At 44.6% G+C, this 16,470-nt stretch carries 12 protein-coding genes; 6 read left to right on the top strand and 6 right to left on the bottom strand.

All coding sequences use genetic code 11. The features are described 5' to 3' along the window. Positions 1–71: 71 nt before the first annotated feature. The gene (glgX, locus tag MSG36_RS01085) at positions 72–2,066 is read right to left on the bottom strand and encodes a glycogen debranching protein GlgX (protein ID WP_086968738.1); all 1,995 of its coding nucleotides are present in this window, start codon (positions 2,064–2,066) and stop codon (positions 72–74) included. Between the two features lie 434 nt (positions 2,067–2,500). On the opposite strand from glgX, the gene lamB reads away from it, so the two are divergent. The 3 genes from lamB to tnpA all read left to right on the top strand — a co-directional run bounded on the left by lamB (position 2,501) and on the right by tnpA (position 5,705). Further along, on the top strand, positions 2,501–3,709 hold the full coding sequence (gene lamB, locus MSG36_RS01080; protein WP_048609842.1) for a maltoporin LamB: 1,209 nt from the start codon (positions 2,501–2,503) through the stop codon (positions 3,707–3,709). A gap of 163 nt (positions 3,710–3,872) precedes the next feature. Beyond that, on the top strand, positions 3,873–4,703 hold the full coding sequence (locus MSG36_RS01075) for a MalM family protein (protein ID WP_086968736.1): 831 nt from the start codon (positions 3,873–3,875) through the stop codon (positions 4,701–4,703). Between the two features lie 573 nt (positions 4,704–5,276). Next, a complete protein-coding gene (gene tnpA, locus MSG36_RS01070; protein ID WP_048667491.1) occupies positions 5,277–5,705 on the top strand; it encodes an IS200/IS605 family transposase in 429 nt (142 codons plus the stop codon). A gap of 122 nt (positions 5,706–5,827) precedes the next feature. On the opposite strand, the gene pulA is transcribed toward tnpA, so the two are convergent. Both pulA and MSG36_RS01060 read right to left on the bottom strand, forming a co-directional pair. Next, entirely contained in the window at positions 5,828–9,469 is a 3,642-nt protein-coding gene (gene pulA, locus MSG36_RS01065; protein ID WP_248366382.1) for a pullulanase-type alpha-1,6-glucosidase, read from the bottom strand. 404 nt (positions 9,470–9,873) lie between these two features. Further along, positions 9,874–11,646 (bottom strand): alpha-amylase family protein, encoded by a 1,773-nt coding sequence (locus MSG36_RS01060; protein WP_248365838.1) that lies wholly within the window; start codon positions 11,644–11,646, stop codon positions 9,874–9,876. A 157-nt stretch (positions 11,647–11,803) separates the two neighbouring features. Between MSG36_RS01060 and MSG36_RS01055 the strand changes: the two genes are divergently transcribed. Further along, complete coding sequence (locus MSG36_RS01055) at positions 11,804–12,193, top strand: DUF1294 domain-containing protein (RefSeq protein WP_248365837.1); 390 nt, start codon at positions 11,804–11,806, stop codon at positions 12,191–12,193. A 47-nt stretch (positions 12,194–12,240) separates the two neighbouring features. Here MSG36_RS01055 and MSG36_RS01050 read toward each other — a convergent pair whose 3' ends face one another. Continuing rightward, positions 12,241–12,825 carry a LysE family translocator gene (locus MSG36_RS01050; protein WP_048609838.1) on the bottom strand — a complete coding sequence of 195 codons (585 nt, stop codon included), beginning with the start codon at positions 12,823–12,825 and terminating at the stop codon, positions 12,241–12,243. A gap of 141 nt (positions 12,826–12,966) precedes the next feature. Between MSG36_RS01050 and MSG36_RS01045 the strand changes: the two genes are divergently transcribed. Further along, a complete protein-coding gene (locus tag MSG36_RS01045) occupies positions 12,967–13,407 on the top strand; it encodes an Lrp/AsnC family transcriptional regulator (protein WP_009845852.1) in 441 nt (146 codons plus the stop codon). Between the two features lie 26 nt (positions 13,408–13,433). Beyond that, a complete protein-coding gene (locus tag MSG36_RS01040) occupies positions 13,434–14,363 on the top strand; it encodes a LysR family transcriptional regulator (RefSeq protein WP_017058846.1) in 930 nt (309 codons plus the stop codon). A 143-nt stretch (positions 14,364–14,506) separates the two neighbouring features. Here MSG36_RS01040 and MSG36_RS01035 read toward each other — a convergent pair whose 3' ends face one another. Next, positions 14,507–15,568, bottom strand: a complete 1,062-nt coding sequence (locus tag MSG36_RS01035) for a c-type cytochrome (RefSeq protein WP_248365836.1) — start codon at positions 15,566–15,568, stop codon at positions 14,507–14,509. A gap of 9 nt (positions 15,569–15,577) precedes the next feature. Beyond that, the gene (locus MSG36_RS01030) at positions 15,578–16,219 is read right to left on the bottom strand and encodes a c-type cytochrome (protein ID WP_050712368.1); all 642 of its coding nucleotides are present in this window, start codon (positions 16,217–16,219) and stop codon (positions 15,578–15,580) included. Positions 16,220–16,470 lie beyond the last annotated feature (251 nt).

Below are 16,470 nucleotides of genomic sequence, written 5' to 3'. Positions count from 1 at the left end.
TTTTTGAGATATTCAGCTAACAAAAAAGCCAGCTATAAATATAACTGGCCTCTATGATTTTCGGTGTTTTATTAAGCTGACTTAGCTTTTGCTTTAATCAAATCAGTTTTATCTGGCGAGTAGTGCAAAATTGCCATCGAAGTTGGCGACAACAACATTTCACCTTCTGCATGACCTGGTTTGACGTTTCGCGAGTTGGTATCACAAATGGTTACCCAGTTTTGTTCACGATCATTAGGTAACGAGAAACGTGCGGGCGCATTGGTTTGGTTGATCAGATAAATCAACTCGTCGCCATCTTTACCAATACCTAAATGCAAAGCTACTGAGCTTAAGCGGTTCCAGTCGTCATGTTCCATAAGTGTGCCATCTACGCGGCTCCAGAAGATGCGGTTAGAGTTACGCTTTTCGCCACTGAATGCCTTAATAAACGGCACCATGTATTGCTGACGAGCAGAGATCATTTCAGATAACCAAGTCTTGAAGTAAGTCTTGCGCTCTGAATCTTCCCAGTTAAGCCAGCTGGTCACGCCATCTTGGCAGTAAGCGTTGTTGTTACCTTTTTGAGTGTGAGATAACACATCGGCCGTCAAAATATGAGGAATACCAAAAGCAAACAGCAGGCTCGCCATGAAGTTACGCTTCTGCTTTTCACGTGTCGCAATAACTAACAGGTTTTCGGTTTCACCTTCAACACCGTAGTTTTCAGAACGGTTGTCGCCGTGTCCATCGCGGTTGTTCTCACCATTCTCTTCGTTGTGCTTATGCTTGTAAGAAACAAGATCCTGCATGGTGAAGCCATCATGGTAAGTGATGTAGTTGACGGTTAATTTGTACGGCCAGTGCGCTGCACTGTAGATGTCACGTGACCCCATCAAACGGGTTGCAAACTCTTTTAGGTAGCCTTGATCACCACGCCAGAAGCTACGAGTGATGTCTCGTAGTTTGTCGTTACACTCATTCCAGCCTAATGGGAAATTACCCACTTGGTAGCCATTCGGACCGATGTCCCAAGGTTCTGCAATGAGCTTGGTTTCTTTAAGTACAGGGTCTTGAGCCACAGCTTTAAAGAATGCAGCCTCAGGGTTGTAGTTATCACCTTCGCGTCCCAGTGTTGCAGCCAAATCAAAACGGAAGCCGTCGACTTGGAATTCACTTACCCAATAACGAAGCGTATCCATCACTAAGTTAAGTGCTGGTTGATGGGTGAGATCAACGGTGTTACCACAACCAGTAAAGTTCGCGTAATGGCAGCCATGTTTAATGTAGTAACGGCTATCTAGCGCTTTGAGGTTGAAGGTTGTACCACCTTCGCCACCCTCTGCCGTGTGGTTGTACACCACGTCTAGAATAACTTCGATGCCATTGCGGTGAAGTTCACGAATGGCGGTTTTGAGTTCATTAACAGCGTCTTTTTCTGCGTAGCGTGGATCTGGCACCATGAACAAGTATGGGTTGTAACCCCAATAGTTCACTTTATCCATGTCCAATAGATGGGGTTCATGCATACACGCAGCAACGGGTAGAAGCTGTAGAGAGTTGATATTTTGTTGTTTGTAGAACGCAAGCATTTCAGGGCTCACTAACCCTAAGTAACGACCTTTAGTATTGGCTGCCACTTCTGGGTGCAGTTGAGATAGGCCTTTTACATGCGTTTCAAAAAGAACAGTATCTTCACGGCTAATGCGTGGCTTTTCTACGTCTTGCCAGTCGAAGGTGTCATCAACAACAACACATTTCGCCATAGCAAAGCTTTTTTCATTGGTATATGGCGTGATGTAATCTAGCGGTTCGCTTATTGCCTTGGCATACGGGTCTGAAAGCAGGATAGGGCCATTGTCCGTTTCTGCAATGAAGCCGTATTTTTGTCCCGCTTTGATACCATCAATAAAGACATATCTGATATCAGCGTATTCATTTTCCAATTTATAAGTGGTGAATTCGTCGTTCTCGTCAAAAAGAGCGAGAGAGAGTGATTTACAGTCAGGAGAATAAATTGAAAAGTTACAGCCAGTGTTACCTAGCGTTGCGCCTAGTGGATAAGGGCGAGCGAGCGTTCTAGTCATTGCTTGATTTCTTGTTCGTTTATCGACATCAGTGAACTATAAGTAAAAAGCTTTGTCACAGTAAGGTCAAGCAACTTCACAGAATAATTACGGTTAAAAAAATAATTCATCGATGAAGTTCAAATTATATATTTGAAGTAGATCTCACTTATGCTGAATAATTAGATCTGTGTGCTGTCTACTCCTCCTAGATTAAGTGATCTACCTCTTTAAAACACCGTTCTGTATATTTTCTACTCCCCTCTAGTCCCCCTTAATTAACTTAGGGGTGGAGGAAGTCAAACTTGTCATCCCCTCTTAATATTGACCCCGTTGAAACGAATCAGGGGAAACCCTAAACCTCTCTATCTTACGACTACCATTACTGCCTTTGGTTGCCGCAAGAGAGCAAAAATATAAAAACCTAAAATAAATCGTCCTTAATGGAGTTAAGAATGAAAAAAGTAAGTTTGATTGCTGCTGCAGTGGCAACTACATTAGCTGCTGGCTCTGCGTTCGCTGTAGATTTTAATGGCTACATGCGTGCTGGTACTGGTATTAGCGGAAATGATGGTGGTGACGTTTCATTCATGAAGAATGGTATTGGCCGTTTAGGTAATGAAAACGACAACTACTCTGAGTTTGGCTTGGCTGAAGAACTAAAAACTGGTGAGCAAACTTGGCGTCTTGAGTCAATGATTGCTTCTGGTGTTGATGGCGCGAATGGTTGGGAAGACGGTGACTTTAACGTTGCTCAGTTCGCTGTTAAAGCAAAAGGCGTTCTATCTTTCGATGAAGAAGCAACTCTTTGGGCTGGTAAAACATATTACCAACGTAAAGACATCCACATTACTGACTTCTACTTCCTAAATACATCGGGTACTGGTGGTGGTATCGAAAACATTTCAGTTGGTAACCAAAAGCTTTCTTTAGCAATTATTCAAGATGGCGAAGATGAGAACGGCGCTGGTTACATGGCTGATGCTCGCCTAGCGAATATCGGTCTATGGGAAGATGCTAGTTTAGAGCTTGGCGTTGTTTACAACTTCGGTACTGAAAATAAGAATGGCAAATACGATGGTGATGACGGCCTACTTGCTACAGGTATTATCCACCAAAATATGAGCAATGGTTTTAACCAAACAGTTGTTCAGCTAGGTACTGCTGGTTACGGCGTTCAAATGGCTAACTTCTGGGGTTCTGGTGCATACTATGATCGCTCTGGTGATCAAAATGATGGTTTTGGCTACCGTATCCTTAACTGGGGTGTAATGAACCTAGGCGAATCATGGGAAATGGGTCACCAACTTGCATACCTAGCAGGTTCAGACCTAGGTGTTGATAAGCATGATTCAAGCCAATACTCTATCGTGGCTCGTCCAATGTATAAGTGGAACGACACAATGCGTACTATCTTCGAAGCAGGCTATAACGCTGGTGAAGTAGACAACGTTGACTTCGGTGGCGCTAAATTTACTGTTGCTCAAGCATGGGCAATGGGTGACAGCTTCTGGGCTCGTCCTGAAATCCGCGTATACGGTAGCTACCTAATGGATCTAGAAGGTGATTCATTCGGCGAAGTGAAAGATGCGAGCGGAGATGTAACAGCTAAAGGAGCTGACAACGACTTCGTTGTTGGTATCCAAGTTGAAGCTTGGTGGTAAGCCACTTAGCTTAAAATCCTAAACTGTCCTAATTCATAGCCGGCTTGCGTCGGCTATTTTTTTAAGGAATGTACGATTAAGTTGATCGTTCCCTAGGTGAATAGTTCTCTTTGTGGTAATTAAAGTTAGTAAATTTCTTAAAAAAATAAAAAAAGGAAGGGTTATGTATTTTAAAGCTCTGATGTTGAGTGGCTGTGTTGCATTGGCCGGTTGCCAATCTGCACAAGTAGTCGAGCAAGTGCAAGTGGCACAGGCTGAACAAGTTAATTCTATTGCTGGTCTTCAATTTGCCCCGATGAAGCTTCCAAGCTCGACAATTTTTGATGTGACACCAAATAGCCAAGTATTAAACTATCAAGGAATAAACAGCCCTGTAGTAGCGATTGAACTGCCTGCAGATCGCGGTGAGTACTCGATTAATATCACGAGCATTATTGGCGATACTGCGTTTGTTCCTAATGCGGTTATCTATGACGAAAACGGTAGTGAGCTAGAGCGTTACGGTAAAGAGAGTTTCGAGTACGCTAAACCAAGACTACACTTGGGGAACCGTCTCGTTGCTGAGAACGATTTTTACCCACCGACAACAGCAAAATCAGTTTATTTAGTTATCTATACAGATCAAGAAGATCTTGGTGGTTTTACTGATGTCATTCACCCTGCACGTTTAGATGCGGAAGGCCGCGGTAATTATTTACCTGAAGTGAAAGATATCCCGATTCCAAATGCTAACGTTGGTAAAATAGAAGTTACAATCGATAAAGCGAGCTTCTTCTCAATTGGTTCATCGAACAGTGAATCTAACGCTAAACCAGCGGCAGCAGCTAAGGTTGAGACAATTCAACCAGAAACACAAACTTACTACCATAATGCCATTCAAGCAGCAGTAGACGCAGATAATATTCCCAAAGCTCTGAGCCTACTAGATGAAGCAAAAGCCCTTGGTATTGAAGGTGCACAAGAAGTATTTGTAAAAGCCGTCAATAAAAAGTAATCAACTAGTTTGTAAATACCGATTGATATAAAGAAAAAGGCTCCTAACTAGGAGCCTTTTTATTTCCTGTAGTAAATTAAAAGTCATGCTGATATTAACCGAATACTTGAATTTAAATAATCACAGACTTACACATAATAACCAATGGTTAATATAAATGGGCGTGATTCGTTATTTATGGTTTTGATTTGCTAACTACTAATACAAACACTCTCGTCTATTTTACTTTTCTCAAATAGCTGAATACGAACTCCTTTGACAAATCGCCATTTGATCTACCGACCTAAACTCGGTTTCCTACATTTTACGTATACTGGAATGAGATGTTCACATGCACTCGTTATACTTTCTACTAAGAACTAAGAACTAAGAACTAAGAACTAAGAACTAAGAACTAAGAACTAAGAACTAAGAACTAAGAATTCAGGAGGTTCGTTACCTCTTAACATTGATGGTTCAATGAAGGTAAGGGAATGATGTGGTTAACTGGGATTGGAGTTTATTATTCTGTGGATACAGAAAACCACGGGTTTACCCGTGGATGAATGCCTTTGTAGGCGGTACGATGGCTAAATGCAATATTACACCTCCTCCCACAGTGTCTATTACACGAAATATCACATAGTTTGGGTGACTAAGTACCGTCGGAAAATCCTGAATCCTGGTATGTGCAGCTACCTACGGAAGGTAATGCCAAAGTTACTGCGAAGTTTACCTGGCGTTGAGATCGAGACGATAGGCTTTGATGAAGATCATCTGCATATGATGATGCTTATCCCACCGAAATACAGCATTTCAGACGTCATGGGTAAACTAAAAAGCCAATCGTCGCATCACATGCGAAAAACGTTCAGTTGGCTAAGTAAGGTTTACTGGAAAGAGAACATTGTTTGGTCGCCAGGTTACTTTGTCAGTAGCGTAGGCGTGAATGAACAGGTTATAGCGAATTATGTTAGGCATCAGGGCGAAAAGGATTCTGGTCAACTCCGCATGGAGTTGTAACAGTAAGTACCCCGTGCATGCACGGGGGTATCTACTGAGGATAAAAAAGGGAGACTGACGTCTCCCAAAGGCTAGCTTTCGCTGGTTTTATTATCTTTTTATTAGAATCTAAGCTTTATAGTTTAATTCTTGGTTACTGAAACAACTGGACCATCTACATCGTCATCCAGTTCGTGAATCGCATTCAGAGTGAATGTGTAGCTGCCAGTTTCTGTTACGCTTAATTGGCAGTTACCATCAGTACCTAGGTCGATTGACCCATCAGCAAGTTCGACTGAATCACAACCAAAGTTAGGTGTTTTCCAATCTGCATCTGCGAACTTGAAGCCATAATCGCCGGCTTCCAAGTTGCCTGTTACAGAATAAACACCATTAGCGACAAAGCTCATTGCCCAATCATCCGTTGCGCCCCATCCATTCATGTCACCACGAACGTAAACGGTTGTTTGGCCGTATGGCGGAATGCTCGATACATCCTTGTCTGAATTATCAACCGGAAGGCCAGCACCCTGTGCATCACCTTGAGCTTGTACAAATACAGCTGTGGTTAGTGCAGGGACTGTGAAGGTTTCAGCGGCGAAGCTTGCACCTTTTACAATGTCATCTTCAGAGCTTTGTTGAACGGTGTGAAGTGTAAAGCCTGTTGCTCCTGTGATTTTGAACGATTGAGATTCATTGGTTGAGTTTACAACTGCCACAATCGCATCATTTGCAGGGTCAAGATCGTCGCCCGCAGACACACCATCATCGATCGACATGACAATCAGGCCTTCGACTTGATCTTCGCCAACGTTACGGAAGTCGACACGCTTCATAACTTCGTCAGCTGTGTCTAAGCGGAACAGTTCGCTTGAGCTACGGATTTTTAATAGCTCTAGGAATTGCTGCTTAGTCAGATTAATGTCTTCTTCGTCTGGTTTCGCCGTTGGGTCAGCAATGATGGTTTTGATCAGATCCCAGTTCGCACCATCTTTGTCTTCACGAGGTAAGCCGACGTTCCAGTTGTTATCCGTACCATCAAACATTACGCGGTTGTACCAGTCACCAGAATCGTAAGAATCGCGCTGCATTGATTTAGAACGCAGCAGTTCAGACCCCATATGGATGAATGGTATGCCTTGGCCTAACATCACGGTAGAAAGCGATACAGACTGCATGCGAGCACGCTCTGCAGAGCTAGTACCAGTGGCGATTTTGTATGCGTTGTTATCCCAAAGCGTTTGGTTATCATGTTTCGACACGTAAGAGATGTTCTCTGAAGGCATCTTGGTGTAACCAGCTGGCGCGCCGTTGTAATCAACGTTTTTACCCAGTTTGGTATCGCCTTTGTAATCAATCAGCACGTATTCTGCGAGGTTCCCCGCCATCCCTAAACGAACAAGGTCTTGGTTGTGTAAACGACCGTTGATCGAGTCTTGGTCAGACTTTGTTTCTTCGTTGGCAATCGCTGCGTTACCAAAGCCTTGGTTAAAGCGAAGTGGGTGATTACCTTCTGAGTCGACACCGCCATCAAATGGGCTACCACCACGTACGGCGTCACGCAGACGGTCCGAGAATGTACCGATCTCAGTACCTGCCATATTGATTTGGTTTGCTTGATCGAAGCGTGCGTTATCCGCTACTTCGCCAAAGTCCCAACCTTCACCGTAGAACAGAGTATTCGGGTCAATTTTACGCACTTCTTCCAATGCTTCGACCATCACGTCTTTTGGCTGGTGACCCATCAAGTCAAAACGGAAACCATCCACTTTATAATCGTCAGCCCATACCTTGAGTGAGTCGACCATCAATTTACCCATCATCAGGTTTTCGGTCGCAGTGTTGTCACAACAAGTCGAGTTTTCTACGCCACCAGTGTTGACGTTAAGACGGTGATAGTACCCAGGGACAATTTTATCCAGTACCGACTTATCGTTCACACCAGACGCGTTGGTGTGGTTGTATACCACGTCCATGATCAGCTTGAGATCCATGTCGTGCGTGGCTTTCACCATCTGACGGAATTCGAGAATACGCTGTGAACCATTAGGATCGGTCGCGTAACTTCCCTCTGGCACCGTGTAATGGAATGGGTCGTAGCCCCAGTTGAAGCTATCAAGCATACGAAGGTCATTCATTAATGCTTGTGCGTCACCCGTTGAAGGGTCATAACCATCGAGTACGTCTTCGATGACTTTGTTTTCGTCTTCGCTTCCACATAAGGCAGCAGTCGGTTTTACATCACACAGTTTGCCTACGGTGTCGGTGATATCAACACGGCTCGCGGCATCTTCATCAACGGTAGCGATATCAAATGCTGGTAAGATATGCAGCGTTGTTAAACCTGCTTCTTGCAGAGCCTGTAGGTGCTTGACCGACTCACGATCTGCTTCTGTGAGAGCGAGGTATTTTCCATTTAGGTTAGCTGTGCCTAGCTTATCGCTGAAACTAAAATCACGTAGGTGAGATTCGTAAAGTACATGGTCTTCGTCTTTCTCTACGGTTGGTCGTTGGTAGTTGTCCCAGTTCGCTGGTTTCAAGGTTGAATCATTCAGGTCAATCACTTGAGAATATGCCGAGTTTTTCGACAAACTGAGTGAGTAAGGGTCCGTTACTAGGCGAGTTTCGATATTGCCTGTAGTTGGGTGGTAGACCTTCACTTGGTAACGATAGTAACTGTTGACTGCATTAGACACCGCGTCAGTCGCCCAAATACCCGTCTCAGTGTTTTCCGTCATTGGGATCACTTGTGAACTTTGCAGATCTTCGCTGTACAAGACGAGTTCTACATCTTGCGCGGTTGGTGCCCAAAGCTTGAAGGTCGCAGCACTGCCTTCAACAATCGCGCCTAGTTCTTCACCCATTGCATTACCAGCATCTTCGCTAGCAAATACCGCATCAAGCACACCTGGCTTTTGAACCTCAGTTGAAGAGATAACATCGCCATTGGCATTATAGGCAACAAAAATTATCTGAGATTTTAAGATGGTGCGTAATGTGTTGTCGTCAACGTCGATAGCAAGGGCAGGTAAGCTTGCAAGGTGGCGGAAACGCTCTTTCAATTCAGAAGACAATTCCCCATCTTTGCTCAGTTCAATTGCAGTGCCACCAACGATCTCTTTGTCGTCGTTCATCGTGATGCTGTTATCGAGTGCGTAGAACAGTTTCACCGAGTCGGCATTGCTAGCGGCTTCCCAAGCAATGGTGGTCGCATCTAACCAATGTGCTTTTTGACCGTCAATATTCACAGGGCGCTCTGAAATTGGGTCGTAATATAACTCGCTACTGCCGTGGAATCCGAATACACCTTGCGAATCACCAAGTTTGGTTAACTCGATCTTTGAATTGGCACTACCAAACGCTTTTTCGTCGCCATTGTGCAAGATGAAATTCATGCATTTGTGTGGGTCAGAAGCATCAGGATCTACCTTCAATACATAATAGGCACCGTAAGTATCGCTGATACCATCGTATTCGTAAGGGCTGTTCCAATCGGTTCCGGTTTCACTCAACCCCATTGCGACTAAGTCTGTGCTAGTACAACCTTCGCCATTCCATAGGTGAAGTCCCCAACCGTCGTAAGTAGAGCCCGAAGTGCTCGCGGCTGCAACGTCACGTTTGTAATACACAACGACTTCGTTTTCGCCTGCTTTGTATAAGCCATCATTGCCTGCGTCTGTGTCATTGTCGCTATCACTTCCACAACCTGCGATCAAAGTAGCGGTAAATAGAGGTAAAATCGCTTTGGCCAAAGTCGAGCGCTTGAAGCTTCTCTTTTTGGTCACATTGAAGGTATTTCGTAGAGAGATAATTTTATTAATATTTATGTTGTTCACGTTTTGATATCCATATTTCACTTTTTATGAAGATAAATATCCTAGCTTTAACTAAGGTCAACTATTTGTGATGGCAATGTATAAAGTTATTTTTAATTCGTAATTATAAGAAACCTAGTGTCAATATCACGCTTTGTATTTGGTTGGTACTGAATTAATTGGATCAATGACTCATATGTTCGGAATCAGTAACCCAAGGCGTAGAGGATAGGAGTAGATAATAAGGATGAGAGCTCATCCTTATTAATGTGAGGAAGATATCGAATTGAGAGAGTGTTAATTTAATATGGAAATTAAGTCATTTATCAATTAATTAAAAGATAGTTGTTCAGTAATTTATATTGATAGATATATTATCCATTTAAGGATAGCACCCAAGCCAAAGACGCCAGCGGTTTCAATTCAATATTAAAATTGCCAACACTGTTCTTAATGTCCAACACTTGTTGCGCTATGCCTTCAATGTGTTCATTGAGTATGTAACGCCCATCAACTAATTTGAGTTTTTGAATGACGTCATGTGAAATCTCTAGGTGAATATTCTCGGTGGCATGTTGGTTGAAATTTGCAGCAACGATGGTCAGCTCTTGTTCGTTATAGCGCAGAAATGCGTAAACCGAATCACTCAAATTATTGCTCTGGTGTAAGTCTAGGTACAGCCCCATCATTGAAGAGTGCTCAAGCGAAAAGTTCATGACCTTTTGATAGAAATGGCGCAGTTGCCTTTCGTTATCGTTTAATAGCCCGCCATCGAAGGCACCGTTGTTCATCCATTTCTGGTGTTGTGGGACGCCGATGTAGTCAAAGATTGATGTACGCGAGGGCTGTCCAAAGCCTGCATTCTCTGCACCGGGCTCTCCGACTTCTTGCCCAAAGTAGATCATGGTTGGAGAACTGCTCAATAACGCGCTGACTAGCATCGCAGGCTTTGCGACATGTGGATTGCCAACGAACTCGGGAGACGCGATACGCTGTTCATCATGGTTATCCAAGAAGTGCAGCATGTGGTGTTCAATATCCATCATTTGATGCTGAATCTCAGGAATGATTGCCGTTGAAGCCTTACCTTGCATGATGGCTTTGAGGGCGTCATAAAGATCAACCTTATCGTACAGGTAGTCCATTTTTCCTAGGTGAATATAGTCGCGGTACAAATGAGGTTGGTACACCTCAGCCATTAAAAAGGCATCTTGGTTTTTCATCTTTATTGATGAGTTGAGGTAGCTCCAAAACTCAACTGGCACCATTTCAGCCATATCGTAACGGAATCCATCAACGCCTTTGTCTAACCAGAACAAGGCGATGTCTCGGAATTTAATCCAAGAGTCTGGCACATCCACGCCTTTCCAGAAGTGGTAATGGTCTAGGTGGTCACGCTGTACATAGTCTTTGGGTAGCTCAGGAAAATCTTTTGAACCGTCAGGGCGCACACCGTAATTAATCTTTACGGTTTCATACCAATCGTCGAAATTAGGTTTAGCTAAGCGTGAGCCATTACCCGTCCATTTGGCTGGTGTTTCGATAAACGGGGAGCTTAGGCTAGGGTGCTGTTCACCACCTAGCGGCGTAAAGGCGGGCTCTATGTCTGGTAATTCAAAGGTGCTGTTAGGAATGTAGTAGAAGTTATTGTCTTTGTGGTATTCCAGCGTTGTGTCATCTTGAGCGCCGAAGTCACTGACGCCTTGCGGGTTATTTAAGCCTCTATAATGACGCGCAACGTGATTCGGTACGATATCGAAGATCACTTTTAAACCATTGCCGTGACTTCTCTTGATTAGTGCCTCGAACTCTTCCAAACGGCGATCAGGATTCTCAGCGAGGTCTGGATTGACTGAGTAGTAATCTTTTACCGCATAAGGTGAGCCTGCGCGGCCTTTCACTACGCTCGGGTGATCGTCTGAAATCCCGATATGTTTGTAATCATTGATGATGGCGTGATGTGGCACTCCGGTATACCAAATATGAGTCATACCGAGTTTGCGGATTTCAGACAGCGCTTTGTCGGTAAAATCACTGAACTTACCGACGCCATTTTGCTCGATTGTGCCCCATGGAACATGTTGGGTGTTTTTATTGCCAAATAAACGCGTAAAAACTTGGTAGATGGCGTACTTTTGGTTGTACATATTTATAATTCCTTTAACTTCCATCATGTTATGTAGGGATGAATGGGCTTGTTTATTCTTTGCAGGCTAACCGAATTACAATATGCCTTACTCATCCTTATCAAAATCTACAGGGCGTAATTGCTACAGTATGTGAGCTGTTACCCAAAAGGAGTTGATGTTGTCTTCATCTATTCAAATCGTTATCACTTATCTTGTTCTGGTGGCGGTATCTGTGTTGTTTACAGAAAGCTCTAAAGCGCTGTTGGTGTGGTATTTGGTTATCGGTGTGGTGACGTTTTTTGTGTACGCGAAGGACAAGCGAGCAGCGATAAATGGCAATTGGCGTGTGCCAGAGAAAACCTTGCACATCTTTTCTGTTGTTGGTGGCTGGTTAGGGGCGTTGATTGCTCAAGATAAGCTGCGTCATAAAACGCAGAAGCAGCCGTTCAGAGCGATATATTGGGTGACAGTGGCAATGAATGTTGCGGCGTTTGTGTGGACGTTAACTCCGAGCGGGCAGGCGACGTTTGGGCGTTGGCTTAGCGAGGTTATTGGATACTTGTAAAGTGATGGCTAGTAATCACTTACTAACCATCATAGGGAAGCTATTTGTTACAACATCGGAATCGTTGAGGCTAACAGCAACCCCGCCATACCGTAGTTAAAGCTTTTGATGCGGATGGGTGTTGTTAACCAGTGTTGCAGTTGCTTGCCTGCCGCTGTCCAGAATGTCACGGATGGTAAGTTCGCGAGCGTGAAGATACCTGCGATGATCGCAAGCTCCCACCATGAACTGCCGCTGCTATAGACTGAAATTGCCGTCAGCGCCATCGACCAACCTTTCGGGTTCACCCACTGAAAACTTGCCGCGCCGATGAAGGTCATTGGCTTATAAGCCTCGGTGCTTTTGGCTTTGCCGCTCAGTGCTATCTTAATTGCAAGGTACACGAGGTAAGCAAGGCTTAGGTATTTCAATATTTGGTGCGTAACCGGATAGGCGTTGAAAATGCCCATTAAACCGAAGCCAACCAACAGCAGCATGGCTGCAAACCCTAGAGCAATACCAAGCATGTGCGGAATAGTGCGGGCGAAGCCAACATTGGCTCCTGATGTCATGAGCATGATGTTATTTGGACCTGGCGTGAAGGTCGAGACGAACGCAAACAAGGCAAGTGCGCTAAGTTGTTCTAAAGGCATTATGGTTCTCCAGCAAAAAAATGAACGAAGTGACTGACCGGTCATGACTTTCACGTGTTGAGAAACATAGTAGGTGGAAAGTGAGGCAATTATGTGCTTTTATTTCCTCTATTATCACTAAATGCACAATAATAAGTACTTATGGACAGATTTGACGAAAGGATATTGCAAGAGCTTAAATTGGACGGCAGAATCTCCAACATTGAGCTGTCAGAGCGGATTGGCTTGTCGGCTTCTGCGACCTTAAGACGCGTCCAGGATCTTGAGCGTAAAGGTATCATTCAAGGTTACCGAGCGGTTCTGGATAATGGGCTGATGGGGGTCGGTTTTATTGCTTATGTTTCGATTGGTTTATCAAGCCACAGCAAAGCGGCTCAGCTGGAGTTTGAACAGCACGTCAGTATGGAAAAAGAGGTGGTGGAGTGTCACAACATTACCGGTGCCAACGAATACTTGCTAAGGGTAGAAACCAAAGATCTACCGGGCTATAAGAAGTTTCATGCCGATGTGCTTGGGGAATGTGCTCAGGTGCAATCGATTACGACTATGGTTGTGATGGATACCCCTAAAGACGAACGCTAGTCGAGTTTTATTTCAGGAGAGGCGCAGTGCCAAATACCAATCAGTTGTTATTGTTCTTAGATGTGGTTCAACAAGGGTCGTTTACCAAAGCGGCAACCTTGCATGATATGGACAACTCATCACTCTCTAAACAGATCAAAAAGCTCGAGCAAGATTTAGGTGTTCAGCTGCTGAACCGCTCTACACGCTCGTTTTCGTTGACGTCGGCGGGAGAAGATATTCTCGCACAAACCTATGTGCTGAAAGACACCATCAATCAGATACAAGGCATTGCAGATTCATACCAGTCTGAACCCAAAGGTGTGCTACGAATTACTTCACCGATCTATTTTGGGCAGCAATATCTGCAACCTATCATCACTCAGTTCATGAGAAAGTACCCGGATGTTCAGATTGTACTCTCACTAGACGATAAGATCGCCAACATCATTGCAGGGCAGTTTGATATCGCGTTTCGCTTCAGTAAGCTTGTTGAATCGAATTTGATTGCGAAGAAGATTGCCGACAGTAACTTCATGTTGGTCGCATCGAACGATTTTGTGAAGGAGCACGGTGAACCGAAAACGCCACAAGATCTGCTCGCGCTGCCTGCTGTGATTTATACCAATGGCGATATGACGGTCGATCATTTACGTATCAGTGAAGAGCCGCATGGCAACACTTTCCAAAGCCTGACGATTCGTGGCAACTATAAGGTGAGTGATGTTCGTACCATGGTCTCTTGCGTGAAAGATGGCCTAGGATATGGCTTCCTTGATCAATCAAACCTGTATGCCTCAATGAAAGATTTAGGCTTGGTGACTTTGCTTCCGGATTACCCGATTTCGACGATTGATACCGCAATCTACGCTGTGTATCCGCACCGTAAGCAGACCAAGCTAGTGAAAGAGTTCATTACTACGGTTCAAGACTATATTGGCTCTCCGACCATTTGGGAGAAGATGCAGCAAGGTTAGTTGTATTTTAAATATACCAAACATAAAAAAGGAGCCAGATCGTCGAACGATCTGGCTCCTTTTTTATTGTTCCGGCTATCACTGATTTACAATGTAAAGCTTAGCTATAGCTGGCGTGAACGGCTCATATCTACTACTACCTATTAATGCTCATGAATCACTTCCTTGCCACTTGAGTACGCTTTGGAACCCAGTACATCACCATCAACTTCTTTGCCATAGTAGCCTTGGTGGTTGTGGTAACGCTTAGCATTACCTGCAACATCACCCTTGTATCGTGGGTCTTGTGGGCGTTCATGACTATTCACAAATGCAGCCACATCCCAAGCATCTTGAATCGAAAGCTGCTGGCTCTTTCCAAGCGGCATGTTTTCATAGATAAAGTAAGCAGCGGTGTTCACACGGTGCATACCCGCGCCCCAGTTATACGCATTTTCCCCCCACAGTGGTGGGAAGTATGAACGGCCGTCTGATCCTTTAATGCCTTCACCATTTTGACCATGACAGGTTTGGCAGCTGGTTTGGTAAACCTTTTCACCACGCGCTATTGACGGCTCTTGTTCAGGGTTATCAATCTTAGGGTAGCCACGCCCAGCCAACTTACTGCGATCATCGATTGGGTATTTGCTTAACAGCTCTTCAGGAAGAGGGAAGCTTTCTGCTTTACCACCGACTTGTAAGTCAGCATCGCTGATCTCAAGAACGGGTGTATCTTGCATGCCGTTCTTGTCTAAGATGCCGCCCATTGCCAGCCAGTATGAATACGCCGTCAGTGCGACCATCTCTTTTGAACCCTCAGCCGGTGGTAGGCCATTCATTGAGTAGGTAAAGCAACCTTGGATACGTTCTGCGTAGCTGTTTACCTTGTCATTCTTAGAACGATACGCAGGGTAGGCCATGTACGCACCCCAAAGAGGGGCTGCGTTAGGCTTCATGCCTGCTTGCATGTGGCAATTCACACAGTTTTGCTCGTTGCCGACGAATGTACCACGCATCTGTTGTGAATCGACAAACAGGGAATAGCCCAGCTTTACTTTGTCGCCAAATTCTCCATCAGGAATATCTACCAAGTCGCGTGGCACCAGATATTTATTATCTTGTGGTTTTTCAACGGCGGGCAGTTCGGTTTGGCGATCGGGCAACTCAGCTTCGGCATAAGCGATTCCAGAGGCAAGGGTTGCGGTAATTAGAAGTAATGTTTTCATGCGAGCCCTTTAGTATCGGAAAGATGCGAAGTAGTAAGAGAGGTTTTTGATCTCATCGTCGGTCAACTTGCCGGCGATATTGCCCATCATGTTTAAATCATCACCCTTACGAGTGCCGTTTTTCCAAGCGTTGAGCTGAGTCTGAATGTAGTCGGCATGCTGACTCGCTAGGCGAGGAAATTTGTCTACGCCCATACCACTTGGTCCATGACAGGTTGCACAAGCAGGAATATTTCGATCCCAATCGCCTTGGAATACAAGTTTACGATAGGGATTATCGATATCGGCTTGTGAGCCGCGTTGTTCTAAATCGGTGAAGTTGTATGAAGGAAGTGAAGCGAAGTATTCTGCAACTTCACGACGAATCGCAGGATCCGACACACCATCAGCCATGCCTTTCATGATCGCGCTTTGACGCTCACCACTTGAGAATAAGACCAGTTGATGTTCTAGGTAGTCAGCATTGAGCCCTGCAAGCATAGGGGCGATGTTGGGCATGCCTTTCCCGTCAGCTTGGTGGCAACCGCTACAGGTTTCTGCGGCTTCTGGCATTGGATTAGGCGCTGCTTGTGCAAAACCGGATAAAGAAAGGCTTCCCAGAGCAGCGATGCAAAGCGTTAGAGTTTGAGTTTTTATGTTTAGCTTAATCATGAGGCGTCGCTATTGGTTGTAATGCACGCATTTTCGACATAATTGGTTGTTCGCGCTATTGTGGATTTCCACATTAATTCACTGGGAACTTGAGGTAAGTCTCACATTAATAACCTCAATCACCACAATGGTATTAGTGTGGATTTCAATAGGCGAATCCAGCTGCCGTTAACGAAGTGCAAGGGAACTGCCATGTTCGCCTCGGTGTGACTGCTTGTTAAGGCTCTTTATGGCACCGATTGTATAAGCAT

It is taken from the genome of Vibrio sp. 1CM8B (assembly GCF_023161685.1).
Lineage (GTDB): Bacteria > Pseudomonadota > Gammaproteobacteria > Enterobacterales > Vibrionaceae > Vibrio > Vibrio coralliirubri.
This window is presented reverse-complemented; position numbering and strand designations above follow the sequence as displayed.

Bases quoted from the DNA above. Each gene is read 5' to 3' on its own strand.
- MSG36_RS01045 (WP_009845852.1), top strand. From the start codon at position 12,967: ATGGACAGATTTGACGAAAGGATATTGCAAGAGCTTAAATTGGACGGC.
- MSG36_RS01075 (WP_086968736.1), top strand. From the start codon at position 3,873: ATGTATTTTAAAGCTCTGATGTTGAGTGGCTGTGTTGCATTGGCCGGT.
- lamB (WP_048609842.1), top strand. From the start codon at position 2,501: ATGAAAAAAGTAAGTTTGATTGCTGCTGCAGTGGCAACTACATTAGCT.
- MSG36_RS01030 (WP_050712368.1), bottom strand. From the start codon at position 16,219: ATGATTAAGCTAAACATAAAAACTCAAACTCTAACGCTTTGCATCGCT.
- MSG36_RS01035 (WP_248365836.1), bottom strand. From the start codon at position 15,568: ATGAAAACATTACTTCTAATTACCGCAACCCTTGCCTCTGGAATCGCT.
- tnpA (WP_048667491.1), top strand. From the start codon at position 5,277: ATGCAATATTACACCTCCTCCCACAGTGTCTATTACACGAAATATCAC.
- MSG36_RS01055 (WP_248365837.1), top strand. From the start codon at position 11,804: ATGTTGTCTTCATCTATTCAAATCGTTATCACTTATCTTGTTCTGGTG.
- glgX (WP_086968738.1), bottom strand. From the start codon at position 2,066: ATGACTAGAACGCTCGCTCGCCCTTATCCACTAGGCGCAACGCTAGGT.
- MSG36_RS01050 (WP_048609838.1), bottom strand. From the start codon at position 12,825: ATGCCTTTAGAACAACTTAGCGCACTTGCCTTGTTTGCGTTCGTCTCG.
- MSG36_RS01060 (WP_248365838.1), bottom strand. From the start codon at position 11,646: ATGTACAACCAAAAGTACGCCATCTACCAAGTTTTTACGCGTTTATTT.